A 13039-nucleotide genomic window follows, 5' to 3' on the forward strand; every position below is an offset into this window, starting at 1 on the left:
GATACTGCGCTCGGGTGATTTCAGTCCAGGCCATCTTGATCTCATCAGGTTATCGCAAACCCATGAATCATAACCCGCTGAAATCACTCAACTCATTTTCGGTCAGACACTTACAAAAACAAGCTATGTTTGATGTCAGAAAACCATCCGACGACCAGCCCACCAGGCGCCGACCATACTGGATTCTTCCGACAGAAGCACAACTTTTGTAAGATATCACCTCTTTTTTCGATAAAACAGAACGAGCTATTACTATACTTTACAGCCCGACCTGCATTGCATCTCCCAGTATAAAATCAGATACCTCATTCATATAAAACATTCTGTCGGGACAGATGGAGCACGACGAAAATTTCCTCACTCTGAGTCTTTCGTACAGAGTCCGGCTCATCTTTCTGACCATCAGATCGGGTGCCTCCTGGTCCATCGCAGTGATACCGACGGCCCAATTGTTGTTATACCATCAACACCAGAAATAGTTTGCAACAAATTTCTTTGCATACAGTATAGAATTTATTACCCGCAACACAGACTGTCATAATTTGACATATTTTTCAAAACATTTCCAATCCGGAAAAATAGTTACTTTTGTACAACAATCTTTCCTCTGCAATCAGACTCACCCACAGAACAGCTTGACACCCCCCCCCATTACCAGGATCAGGTGGCAGCCATGCCTGTAATGCAACGAAGCGTTTCATGTATGTCTCGGAACTGAGCAGAATTGTTTCATGGCACCAAACCAGAACAGCTGAATGTTACCAGACGTTAATGATACGCCATCGCGCTTACCTGGAACCCGGATCGATACGGTACCGATCCAACCATCTCATGTTTGCCCCATCGAAAGCTGGGAACCATTTATCTGGGTGTGCACCGAATGAAACAGATGACTTCAAAGGTTTTTCGCAATGGTAAGCTGCTTTTACTGACTTACTCAGCCATGAGCGGAGCAATGCTCTCCCCCGCCTTTGCTCAGAGCACAGCCACGCAGACAGATACGAACCGCAAGCCTCATCCGGCAACGACCCGGAGCGTAAAGAAGACCGCAACAGTAACGGGGCCGGCGGCTCCCGTGACAGCGGCTCCGGTCATATCGACCCGTTCCGACAAGACCGCGACCATATCGCGGGCCAAAGCCGCCACCTCAATGGAAGCGGCACCAGCCCAGGCGGAAACGGTCACTGTAACAGGCTCGATCCTGCGTGATCCGAACCTCACCAGCGCCTCACCGGTGACAGAAATCACGAGAGCCGATCTTCAGCGACGCGGCATCAAAAACGTCACCGACGCTCTCCAGGCCCTCTCCGCGAACGGTGCAGGAAACCTCACAAATGCCTTCTCCTCCAACGGCGCTTTCGCCGGCGGCGCGTCGGCCCCTTCGCTGCGTGGCATGAGCACGGACTCCACACTCGTCCTGATGGATGGCCAGCGCCTCTCCTATTACCCGCTTTCTGATGACGGCGAACGGAACTTCGTTGATACCAACTGGATGCCTCAGTCGATTATGGAAAAAATCGACGTCATGCAGGATGGCGGCTCGGCAACATACGGCGCGGATGCCGTCGCGGGCGTGGTCAACTACATCACCCGCAAGCAGATCAAAGGCTTCGAAGGCAACGCCGAAGGCGGCCTGAGCCAGCGTGGCGATTCCGGCCATCAGCGTCTCTATGCCACTTACGGACATGGTGACCTGGCACAGGATGGCTATAACTTCTACGTCAACTCAGAATACCAGCAGGATGACGCGCTATATAATCGACAGGTCGGTTATCCTTACAACAATGGAAATCTGACAGGCATCGGCGGCACCAACGGCAACACAAACGTTGCCGGTGCCGATGGCACGATCGCAAACTTCGGGCAGACGCCGGTCGCACTGGTCCGCCCCGTTACGAACGCAACCGGTGGCACCGGCCCGTGGCAGTTGCTCAATCAGTCTGCCGGCTGCGGAAAATATGGCTCTGTGGTCAGCGGATATGCTTCAGGCACGACAGCGGGTTCAACGAGCCAGGCCTGCACTCAGAATGCAACCGGCGATTACAGCCAGATCAGCCCGGATCTCCGGCGTATCAACGCCACAGCTCACTTCACCGCCAATGTGACAAACCGCTCGCAGTTCACAGCGATGTTCAATTATTCTCAGGTCCAGTCGAGTTCGATCTCGCATAATCCTTACACAACGCGTTCGTCCACTCAGTCGTTGCTCGCCAACACACGCACCACCTTCCTGCCTGTGTATCTGCCCAACGGACAGCTCAATCCCAACAACCCGTTCGCGGCACAGGGGCAGGAAGCACAGATCTACAACATGTTCGGTGGCCTCGTCCCGACACAGACGCAGTTCAGCCAGAATTTCCGTGGCTCAGCCCGTTATTCAGGCACGGCAGCATCGCACTGGGGATCAGACTGGAAGTATGACGTCAACTTCGTCGGCATGAATACCACACTTGAGAACACCTATACCGGTTATCCGACAATTAACGGCATCAATAACGCGATCCTCAACGGCACTTATAATTTTGTCGATCCCTCTGAAAATTCAGCCGCGGTTCTCAATTCGATCGCCCCAAAAAACACAATGCATGCTCTCTCGCAGGAGTATTCGGGGGATATGTCGGCAAGCAAGGGGATTCTGAAGCTCCCCGGCGGCATGTGGGATATCGCCATCGGCGGCAACATCCGTTACGAGGCACTGAACGATCCGAACGCCAACCCGGTCAATCAGAGTGATCTGGGCGCGCAGTATGCAGGGATCAATCCCTTCAATGCCAAAGGCAGCCGCTGGGTGGAATCCGGTTATTTCGAAACGTATCTGCCATTCGTCAAAATGCTGGATGCCGACATTTCCGGTCGTTACGACAATTATTCAGAAGGCATGCATCATTTTTCACCGAAGGTGGGCGTAAACTTCAAGCCAGTTAAGCAGTTCACCCTGCGTGGCACATTCTCAAAAGGCTTCCGTGTCCCCAGCTTCGCTGAGACAGGTGGCTCAAATGTCGGCTACACCACCTACACGCCGACAGACACGGCATGGATCAGCCAGCATCTGAATGCCAACGGAACGCCGGACACCTACGCCCAGAGTTACAGCCTGGGTGTAAACACGTCCGGAAACTCCAGCCTCAAGCCGGAAATCTCAACCAACTTCACCGGCGGCGCGATCATCAGACCCCTCGACTGGCTCAGCCTGACATTCGACTATTATTACATCAAGAAAACTAACTACATTGCGCCCAATCCGGTTTCGCCCGCAACCGTCGCCGCCGCCTACCTTGCAGGCCAGAGAGATTTCGGATCCGGCATTTCCGTAACACCGGATATTTCCGATGCACAGAATCCGGCGGGAGCATTACGTCCCGGCCTCATCAATGTCGGTTACATCAACACGAACAAACTGGTGACAGATGGCGTGGACATGGCAATCGACGCCAGTCACCGTCTTCCAGGGGCCCTTCATGATGTGAGATGGTACAGCCGCGGCACGGCGACCTACGTTCACAGCTTCAACCTGACCCTGCCGGACGGAAGCGTGCAGAGTTACGCAGGCACCATCGGGCCGTATCAGGCCGTCTCCGCTTCAGGAACGCCACGCTGGAAAGCCAGCTGGGCGAACACCTTCGCTTACAGGGGCCTCTCAGTCACGCCGACAGTTTATTACACCAGCGGCTACAAGACGGTTGCTGAGGATTATACAGGTGCCGGCTCCAGACAAGGCTGTGCCGCTGCTTCCCAGATCCTCAACAGCTACGCACCATTCCAGTGCCACGTTAAGAACTTCTGGGACGTCGATCTCACCGTCAATTACCAGATCAACAAACGCTGGTCTATTTACGCCAACGTCTACAACCTGCTCGGCTTCCGGGCACCGTATGACTTCGCCACCTACGGGTCCTATCTTTATAACTCGTCCTGGGCACAGAAGGGTCTTGTCCTTCGTTCGTTCCAGTTCGGTCTCAACGTAACCCTCTGACCGAAACGTCACTCCCGGGGGCAGTCTTTCACCCCCGCCCTGAAAGGCCTCCGTCAGGAGGCCTTTTTGGTATCGAAGCAGAAATCAGATCTTTCCATCAACACCACGAACAAGCCGCCACGGAATAACCGCTCCCTCCACGCGACGCACATCCACATTGTAAACATCCCGCATGGCAGCATCCGTCATCACACCGGCAGGCGTGCCACTCCCTGCAATGCAGCCACTCTGCAAAAGAACCACCCGGTCGCAGAAACGGGCAGCCAGTGTCAGATCGTGCAGAACAACAGTAATGCTTCTGCCCTTTCGGGCCAGCGCGCAAAACAGGCTCATCACGGATAACGCGTGAGCCGGATCAAGAGCGGCAATCGGCTCATCAGCGATCAGATATGGTGTCTCCGCCGCCAGAGCCCGGGCGAGCAGAACCCGCGCCAGCTCCCCACCGGATAAAGCCGTGGCCGGGCGATCCTTCAGCGACACCGTCCCCGTTTCCTCCATCGCCTGAGCAATGGCGTCCCGGTTTGCCGGATCACTGCCAAAAGGCAACCGACCAAGCGAAACAAGATCAGAAACATCCATAGGCGGCGGAGAACCACCATTCTGCGGCATAAACGCAATCTGACGCGCACGCCGGTTCGGCGACAGGTCAGCAAGCCGGCCACCATCCAGAGTGACATCGCCCGTATCCGGCTGGCGCAGCCCCGCAAGCACACGCAGGAACGTGCTTTTCCCCGCGCCATTCGGACCAATCAGCCCAAGCACCTCGCCCTGACGCGCTTCAAGCGAAACATCGTTCAGAACCGACCTGCCGCCGAGACGCAGACTGACATTCGCCGCGCTTAGCCCACCTGTCTCAGCACTCATGAGCCGGTCCGCCTCAGTCTGATCACGCGCCACAGAAAGAGCGGCGCACCGGCAATGGCAGTCAGCACGCCCACATGAAGCTCCGAACTCGTCGGAATGAGCCGCGCGAGAGCATCGGCAAACAACAGTAAAATCGCACCGCCAAGAAAGGACGGAAACAGCAAACGCCCCGGCCGATGTCCCGTAAGCGGACGCAGAAGGTGCGGCACGACAAGACCAACAAAACCAATCGCGCCGGAAACCGCCACGCAGGATCCAACAGCCAGCGCAGACCCAAGCACAATGCGCGTCCGGGCGCCCGACAGACCACCGGGCGGAAATCCAAGACTTTCCGCAACGTCCTCACCAAGCGTCAGAGCATCAAGCGTGCGGGCCGTGGAAAACATGAGTGCACAGCCGGCAACAATACCCGGCAGGCAAAGCCAGACATGCGTCATCGTGCGGTCTGCGAGAGATCCCATCAGCCAGTGCATGATTTCAAAAGATGCATACGGACTCGGGACCAGATTGAGAGTCAGCGCCGTCATAGCCGCAAAGAAACTGGTCAGCGCAGTCCCCGCCAGAAGAAGAGTCAGCGTTCCCCCCTGCCCGGCCAGACCAATGAGCATGGCAACCGAAAGCAGAGCGCCGGCAAGCCCACCCGCCGGAAGCGCCAGCGCGGACGTCGCCGCAAGACCTGTATAAAATGTCACGACCGCGCCAAGCGCCGCACCGCTGGAGACGCCCAGCAGACCCGGATCGGCAAGAGGATTGCGAAGATACCCCTGCAGCACAGCCCCCGAGAGTCCGAGCGTCCCGCCAATCAGCAGCGCAAGCAACGCCCGCGGAAGACGGAGCTGACCAAGAATAATGGCGCCGATCGTGGGACGACCGGCGAACAGGTCATGAAGGGCGGCCGGAATGTCCAGCGCAGTTTCCCCCCACAGGAGAGCCGCCGCAAACAGCGCGATAACCCCCGCCAGAAGGGCCGCAACAAGACGACAATCCGGGTGACGGGTCACTGTCCGGCCTCCAGCGCGCGGCGGGCGGTCACGAGCGCATCAAGCGCATCGAGCGTCTGCGGCAGACCACACAACCAGCGTGAGGCTGGCATAACCAGACGATGCGGCCCGCTAAAGGCCCTTTGCAAAGCCGGATTATCCAGCATGCTCCGGGCAAGAGAAACCCCGCTGTCGGAAGAATCGAGGATCAGCAGGTCAGGATGACGGGCGATCAGGATTTCCAGCGGTATGGCCCGGGTATATCCATTGCCATCCAGGCTCATGAAATTTCGAAAACCCGCATGACGGAGAACATCATCGGGAAGCGAATCCCTGCCGGTGATGTAACCGTTCGCTGTATAGATCGCAGCAACCGGAGCACTGTCTCCGGTCGTTACCGAAAGACGGGAAAGCCGGTCATTGAAAGCACGGATCAGAGCCTCGCCCCGTTCCGGAACCCCAAGCAGACCGGCCATGCGGCCAATCTGCTGCGGAATTTCGGAAAGACTGTTAACCGGCGAAAATGTTTCCACATCCGCACCAACCGACCTGGCGGCGAGAAGCGTCGTTTCAGCAGTGAAGCTTTCACCCAGAACGAGATCGGGCTTCCGGGCAAGCAGATTTTCAGCACTCGGGCGAATAACCGGAAAGTTTCCTGCCCGCTCACAGAGAACAGCATTGGAGCAGTCCCGGGACAGAGGCGTCAGCCCTGTAACCTGTTCCGGGTTCGCCAGCAGGATCAGAAGCTGATCCGTGCAGAGATTGAGGGAAACAACATGCAGCGCTCCCCGCCCCTGAGCCTCGCCGGACAATACGAGAAACAGGATAACCAGAGCAACATGCAGCGCCCCGTTCATCTCAGTAAGTCAGCGTAAAGCCGGCATAACCGCCCCGCCCCGGCTGCAGATAACCGAGCGACTGCTCATACTGCCTGTTCAGCAGATTGTCCGCACGGGCAAAAACCGAGACATACCGGTTAATTTTGTAGTTTGCAGCAATATCGATCGTGAAATAACCATGACCTTTCGCGCAAAGGCTGCACGTTTCCGTTCCGATGACCGGGAGATCGCGCCAGCCACTGACATAAAGGATATTGCCCGAAAACGTCAGATCCTTAACAGGCGTCCAGGTCGTGTTGAAATTGAACTTATGCTGCGGACGTCTCTGCAGCACCGTATCGTTCGTTTCATCCCGCCCATGTGTCCAGGTATAATTCAGGTTGAACTCAAGAGTCTCCAGAGCCTTCCAGTTCAGGAACGCCTCCACGCCATACATCCGCGCTTTCGCGACATTGGCATAGGAATAAATGTAATTTCCTGATTGAATCTCAAGGGAAGACTGAATCAGATTCTGCACCCGGTTATCATACCAGGTCGCGCCAAAATTCAGATGATTATTCAGAAGCTTCTGCTCAACACCGGCGTCATAACCAATCAGCCTCTCAGCCTTCAGGTTCGGATTTCCCAGTTCCGAGTAACCGGCACCGACCTGACTGGCAAAAAGCTGATAAAGCGAGGGACCATGAAAGCCCGAACCGGCACTCGCCTTGATAATGGTGCCAGTCCCCGGAACATGAATTGCCGGAGCAACACGCCAGGTGACATGGTTCCCGTAACGGGAGTTTGCGTCGTAACGAATATTCGCCGCGCCGTACAGAATTTTATTCCAGTTCCCCTGATACTGCCCATAACCCGCGGTCGTATCCATGCTGGCTGAGTTATTGTAACCGGTATCCCACTCACTGGCCGCCGTATGGCTCGTGTTAAAAGTATCGTGGAAATGTTCCGCGCCAATCAGGAGAGAGCCATACTGCCTGAGATTGAACGTGCCATGCCAGTCAATCTTGAGACGGCTGGAACGGTAATAATCCGGATCAGGATTAACCGGACTGCCATAGGATGTCCCGGTTTCCGTCCAGCGGTTGCGGTTGGTCATGTAGCCCAGCCCGATCACCTGATCAAAAAAACCACCGCCGGACACAAGATGAGCCGTCCCGCGCACGACCGCTTCGTTCTGATTGTTCTGTTCCCTGACACCGGAATCGCCATACGCATTTTCGCTCTGCAGATCATATATAGAATAAGTATGGTAATTACTCTGCACCAGCCGCGATGTCAGACCCACATCAAAATTGTCCGTAACGTCGTAACCGAGGCGAACATTTGCGCTTCTGTTGTCGTTACGGTTTCCCTCGTTCCTCTGCTGCCTGTCAGCACCGTAATACCGCTCGGCATATTTCGGAATGCTGTGAAAGCCATCCATCCGGTAGTGAGACAGATCGACATTATAATGGAAGCGCCCCTTGCTCCCGCGCGCGCCAAACGCCTGATTGAACGTGCCGTAAGCACCGCCTTCAATACGCACAAACGGCGTAAAACGTCCCTGCCCCTGCGCAGTGGTGATATCAATGACACCGGCCATCGCATCCGCCCCATACAGACCGCTCTGCGGGCCGCGAAGAATTTCAATCCGCCCCATGCCATCCGTGGTGAACTGGGCCGGGTCAAACAGACCGCTGGGCGTGCTGCCGTCATTGACGTCCATGCCATCTATGCGGACCTTGACTTCATTCGAATTGGAACCACGCATGAAGATGGAGGTCGTCGCACCCGGCCCGCCTGACTGGACCACGTTCATGCCAACCTGCCGGGCGAGGATCTCCGACAAACCCCGCCGCTGCTGGGTCTGAATCTGCTGTTCCGTGATGATCGTCATGGCCGTGCCAATCTCATCAGCGGATGTCGGCCTGCGCGCGGCACTCACGCTGACCAGTTCGGGAAAACCCGGATTTACCGGCGAAACCACCGTTTTTGATGTCTTCGCCTGCACAGCATGCGGCCGCGCCTGTCGGACCGTCCCGCTCTGCGGCACAGCATCTTCAGCCCGGGCGGCCTGCATTCCTGTGACGGAAAGAATTGAGGAAGCGATCAGAAATCGGCGGAATACAGTCATCGGGTTCAGGTCTCGCGGTCACGTTATCGCTGCCACGAGAGCGCACTGTCCCCGAACTGCATTGTGCCGCAGCCAGAGCCATCACCCGCCAGAACACCCCGTCCGACGTTTCCCGATCGCAACCAAAGCTGACGGCAGGTTTCCTGGCTCGCGGCATAACACCCGACATAACCTTCCCGGAAAAAAGCTTTCCAGTGGCCCGGACCATGACGTCCGGATGATGCTCGGGCAAACCGCTTACAGTTGCGGGGGCAGCCACAGCTTTGGACACTTCCGTCCGCACTGCATTCCCTTTTGACCCCGCAAAGCGGGGCACCGTCGCGGCCTTTCTATATTTTGAGCCGTTGCTGTCAAGAAACTGATCGGATCAGTCCGATAACACTCCCTCAGACTCACCGCCCGTCAGACGACGGCGATCAGACCTTATGCCCGGGCTGCGTATCCCAGGCCACGTCACGCCTCCGGCGCCTGACTGTCGGACGCTCATCCGCCGGCGGTGGAAGCATGGCAAGATAATCATCAAGCAAAGCCGATGGTTTCGGAAAATCCGCCAGCGATTCCGCCGTGCGCATCCGCTCCACCAGAGACAGCCCCAGATGCATATCCTCCAGAACATAAGTCGCCAGCCGTTCGAGTCCGGGCCGGTAATCAGACGGATGAGAAAGCGCCCCCCCGATCGACGCCAGATTGCGCAGCCGCAGATTCCCTCGCTCGAAAGCAATCATCAGAGAGTCAGACCACGAAGCGCGCGGCCAGTGAATCAGCATGTCCTCCGCAACAAGCAGATCAGACTGCGCCCGGCAGGCACGGGCGGCAGTGGCCTGAAGCTGCATGGCGGGAACGACATGAACAGAACACCGTGTCGCGAACCGGACAAGAGAAAGAATCGTGGCAAAATCAGGTACACTGAGCCAGAGCGCTACCCGGCGCCCGTCCCGCGCAACAGCCTTCGCCCCCTGCAACTGCCGGGCAACCTTTGCACAACGCGCCTCGAAAAGCGGAAAAATTTCCGCCAGAGCCTCGTCGCAGGCGGCGACATACCGGCCCTTTTCCGCAAAGGTCAGAGCAATGGCACGGGCAGCCGGAAGAACATTGTCAATTTCATTGCGAGCCGCGAGAAGAAGCGGCATTGCAAAGGTCCACGCAGTCAGACCTGCTCCGGCAATACGGGTCAGGGTCGCAAGCAGGTCGCTTCGGCTGACCACAGCGGGAACAGGGCTGCTCCCGTGCGGAAACAGCAGCGAGGCTTCCGCGAACAGCACCGCAAGCGACGGCAGAAGACCGATAATCTCGGTGGTGCGCAGGCCCGATGTTTCCGCCATTTCATCCAGGACCAGCGGTGGCACGGGGCGGGACAGCACGGCGGCGGCACGGACCCAGAGCAGTTCAGACGCACGCTGGACGGGGTCCGCCCATTCAGGTTCCTCCAGAGGATCACGGGCGGGAAGAGCGCTTCCATCCCCCGATCCGATGAGACGCATGACCAGATCAGCGTCGGGATAACAGTCGAAGAACCAGATCCGCAGCGGTTCCAGCAGCGTGTCAGGAATACGGCTCGTCGCATCCTTCCGCGAACCGCGCCACTGAACGGTGGGAATGACGAGCGGCCAGAGCGGACGAAACAGCAGATCAGATGGCGTTGTGCCGGGACCGGCAACCTCCGGCATATCGGCATCCGGAGACTGAGAGAAAAAGACCGGGAGCGGCATGTCAGACGTCCCTTACATCGAGAGTGATCTCAGCACGAAGCATGCGTTCATTACGCTCCGAAAGATAAAGGGCATGATCGATTTCCCGTGGCCACTCGGACGGACCAGGGCGCGCCGTGCTGAGCACAGGCGCATCCTGTGCGCTGGCATTGTTTTTGTGCCCAAGCACCTGCGCCAGAGCAGTCAGGTCCGCCACGGCATGGGCGCGGGACGGCGCGCGCATCACCTCCCGCGCCATCAGACAGAACCTGGTCCACCCGGCGAGCAGACCAAGATCGGTGGCAAATGGTCTGCCAGCCGGAACCAGCCCGGCAAGGCGATCGGGCACAAGCAGACATTCCGCCAGACCGGTATAAAGCGCCTCCATCCGGGTCAGCGCATTTTCAGCCAGACGAAGACAACGCCCCGCGCTGGTACCGTTATAATCCGGCGGCAGAATATCAGGAAGATTGCCAATCACCTCCCGCAACAGGCGAAGCCGGGGCGGAAGCCGTGACTCAGCCTCACCGTCCCGGTCCGCCGCCCGGCCGCCCTTCCCCCCACCCGGCGCCCGGTTTCGCACCGGCGCACACAGGACAGAAGACAGATCATGAGGATTAAGACCGGTCTGCATCAGCACGCCGGTCAGCCAGTCCGGCAGATCCGGGGACGTGTTGCGCCGCATCACCGTGGCAACGATCTGATCACGCAGCATCCGCCGCCGCCGCACACTGATCGCCGCGACAGCGCGAGCAAGCACCTGCGCCTCACGACCGGCAAATCCCGAGAGCGCGGTGGCCCGGACACTGTCGCGCACATCGCTGATCCGAACCGGCTTCAGAGCAATGATCCGCCGGATCATCACGCGGTCAAACGCGGAAGGCGCGAAGCCGAAATCATCCAGCCGGTCCGGTGGCGCGACCAGAACACCGGCGCCGAACGGATTGGGCAGAAGAAGCTCTGTCGGCCTGGTCTGATAGATCCGCAGCATCAGCCCGCCTGACAGAGGACTGGTGGTGGGCAGGAAAACAGAAAGCCCCGGAGCGATCGACGCGGCGGCTTTCTGCGATTCGAGAACGCTCTCCATGGTGTTTATGCGCTATCCTGCCTGTGCGGGTTGTGGCGTGGTCGTGCGGAAACGGGCTGGCACCGGAACGGATGACGTGTCATGTCCTCGACGAAGAACATTCAGACCCGGGAACGATGAACATTCCGTCAAGCGATGCACCGAAGCCGAAGCACTCCCCTCGCAGCCGCAAAGGGGGGCCTTCGAAAAGTCACAACCGGAAGGGCAGCGGCCCGGCGCCCCTCATGAGTGCTGACCCGACGCGTGACATAGCCTTCGACATCGTCCGGGGCGTGATCGAAAACCGCCGGATGCTTGAAACCACGCTGTCCCGCTCGCCCGAGGCAAAAGTCGCGGACGCGCGTGACCGTGCGGCGGCCCACCGCCTGGCCGCCTCCGCATTGCGCCATTTCGGAACACTGTCCGCCGTCCTGGAGCCCTTCCTGCGCAAGGAACCGCCCGAACCCGTGCGCGCGGCCCTGCTCCTCGGCGCGGCACAGCTTCTGTTTCTCGAAACACCTCCCCACGCGGCCGTTGGCACGACGGTCGATCTCATGCGCCGTCGCGGCCTGGCGCCCTTCGCCGGACTGGCCAACGCGGTCCTGCGAAAAATCGCGAATGGCGGCCCGGCGCTTCTCGAAGGCCTGGACCAGGACCGGCTCGACGTCCCGCCCTGGCTGTGGTCATCCTGGAAAGCCCTCGGCCCGGGCGTGGCGCGGGCCATCGCCAGAGGACTGGAGCATGAAGCCCCGCTGGATCTGACCATGCGCACGGACGCGGAAATCCCCGAAGGCGGCGAAATCCTGCCCACCGGATCAGTGCGCCTGCCAGCAGGAACCCGCGTCGTCGAACTGCCAGGATTCGAAGACGGCGCCTTCTGGGTTCAGGACGCGGCAGCAACCCTGCCCGCCCGCCTCCTCGCCGTGAAACCAGGCGAACAGGTCGCCGATCTGTGCGCCGCTCCCGGAGGAAAAACAGCCCAGCTCGCCTCGGCCGGCGCACAGGTAACCGCGCTGGAACGCGACCCGGGCCGGATGGAACGGCTTCAGGAAAATCTGACGCGCCTAAAACTGGACGTCACCACGGTCTGCGCCGATGCCGCCGCCTGGCAACCGGAAGCGCCCCTCGATGCCATCCTGCTGGACGCCCCCTGCTCAGCAACCGGAACCGCCCGCCGCCACCCCGACGCGCTGTGGATCAAACGTCCCCGTGATCTGGCCGGCCTCACTGAAGCGCAGGATTCCCTGCTGGCCGCCGCCGCCCGGATGCTGAAACCAGGCGGACGGCTGGTCTATGCCGTATGCTCGCTGCAACAGGAAGAAGGCCCGGAACGGGCACGGGCCGCGGAAAAATACGGCCTGAAACCCGACCCGATCAGACCGGACGAACTCGCCGACCTCCCCGAAGCCCTCACCGCGGAAGGCTGGCTCCGCACCCATCCCGGCATGTGGCCGGAGCGAGGCGGCATGGACGGCTTTTTCGCGGCCCGTTTTGTGAAGACCGCCTGAGGCAAAGC

9 protein-coding genes and 1 riboswitch are annotated in these 13039 nt (G+C 58.7%); of the genes, 3 read left to right on the top strand and 6 right to left on the bottom strand.

The genetic code is table 11. From position 1 onward, the window contains the following. Positions 1–212 (top strand): hypothetical protein (locus GOB85_RS19070; protein ID WP_206752439.1); only part of this gene is annotated, 212 nt, incomplete at its 5' end. A 677-nt stretch (positions 213–889) separates the two neighbouring features. Further along, complete coding sequence (locus GOB85_RS13395; protein ID WP_408737074.1) at positions 890–3973, top strand: TonB-dependent receptor plug domain-containing protein; 3084 nt, start codon at positions 890–892, stop codon at positions 3971–3973. Positions 3974–4057: 84 nt separating this feature from the next. Here GOB85_RS13395 and GOB85_RS13400 read toward each other — a convergent pair whose 3' ends face one another. The 6 genes from GOB85_RS13400 to GOB85_RS13425 form a co-directional block, all read right to left on the bottom strand. Further along, entirely contained in the window at positions 4058–4837 is a 780-nt protein-coding gene (locus GOB85_RS13400) for an ABC transporter ATP-binding protein (RefSeq protein ID WP_173578017.1), read from the bottom strand. Beyond that, positions 4834–5838 carry an iron chelate uptake ABC transporter family permease subunit gene (locus GOB85_RS13405; RefSeq protein WP_173578016.1) on the bottom strand — a complete coding sequence of 335 codons (1005 nt, stop codon included), beginning with the start codon at positions 5836–5838 and terminating at the stop codon, positions 4834–4836. The genes GOB85_RS13400 and GOB85_RS13405 overlap by 4 nt, the downstream gene beginning before the upstream one ends. Continuing rightward, positions 5835–6674 (bottom strand): ABC transporter substrate-binding protein, encoded by an 840-nt coding sequence (locus GOB85_RS13410; protein WP_173578015.1) that lies wholly within the window; start codon positions 6672–6674, stop codon positions 5835–5837. Before GOB85_RS13410 ends, GOB85_RS13405 begins: the two co-directional genes overlap by 4 nt. 1 nt (position 6675) lies before the next feature. Continuing rightward, positions 6676–8769 (bottom strand): TonB-dependent receptor plug domain-containing protein, encoded by a 2094-nt coding sequence (locus GOB85_RS13415; RefSeq protein WP_173578014.1) that lies wholly within the window; start codon positions 8767–8769, stop codon positions 6676–6678. 116 nt (positions 8770–8885) lie between these two features. Then, positions 8886–9104: riboswitch (cobalamin riboswitch) on the bottom strand. Positions 9105–9185: 81 nt separating this feature from the next. Then, on the bottom strand, positions 9186–10478 hold the full coding sequence (locus GOB85_RS13420) for a hypothetical protein (protein ID WP_173578013.1): 1293 nt from the start codon (positions 10476–10478) through the stop codon (positions 9186–9188). A gap of 1 nt (position 10479) precedes the next feature. Further along, entirely contained in the window at positions 10480–11544 is a 1065-nt protein-coding gene (locus GOB85_RS13425; protein ID WP_173578012.1) for a hypothetical protein, read from the bottom strand. Positions 11545–11660: 116 nt separating this feature from the next. Here GOB85_RS13425 and GOB85_RS13430 point away from each other — a divergent pair, with 116 nt between their 5' ends. Then, positions 11661–13031, top strand: coding sequence for an RsmB/NOP family class I SAM-dependent RNA methyltransferase (locus GOB85_RS13430; RefSeq protein ID WP_173578023.1), 1371 nt, complete (start codon positions 11661–11663; stop codon positions 13029–13031). Positions 13032–13039 lie beyond the last annotated feature (8 nt).

The sequence above is a fragment of the Acetobacter fallax genome, from assembly GCF_011516735.1.
Taxonomy (GTDB): Bacteria; Pseudomonadota; Alphaproteobacteria; order Acetobacterales; family Acetobacteraceae; genus Acetobacter; species Acetobacter fallax.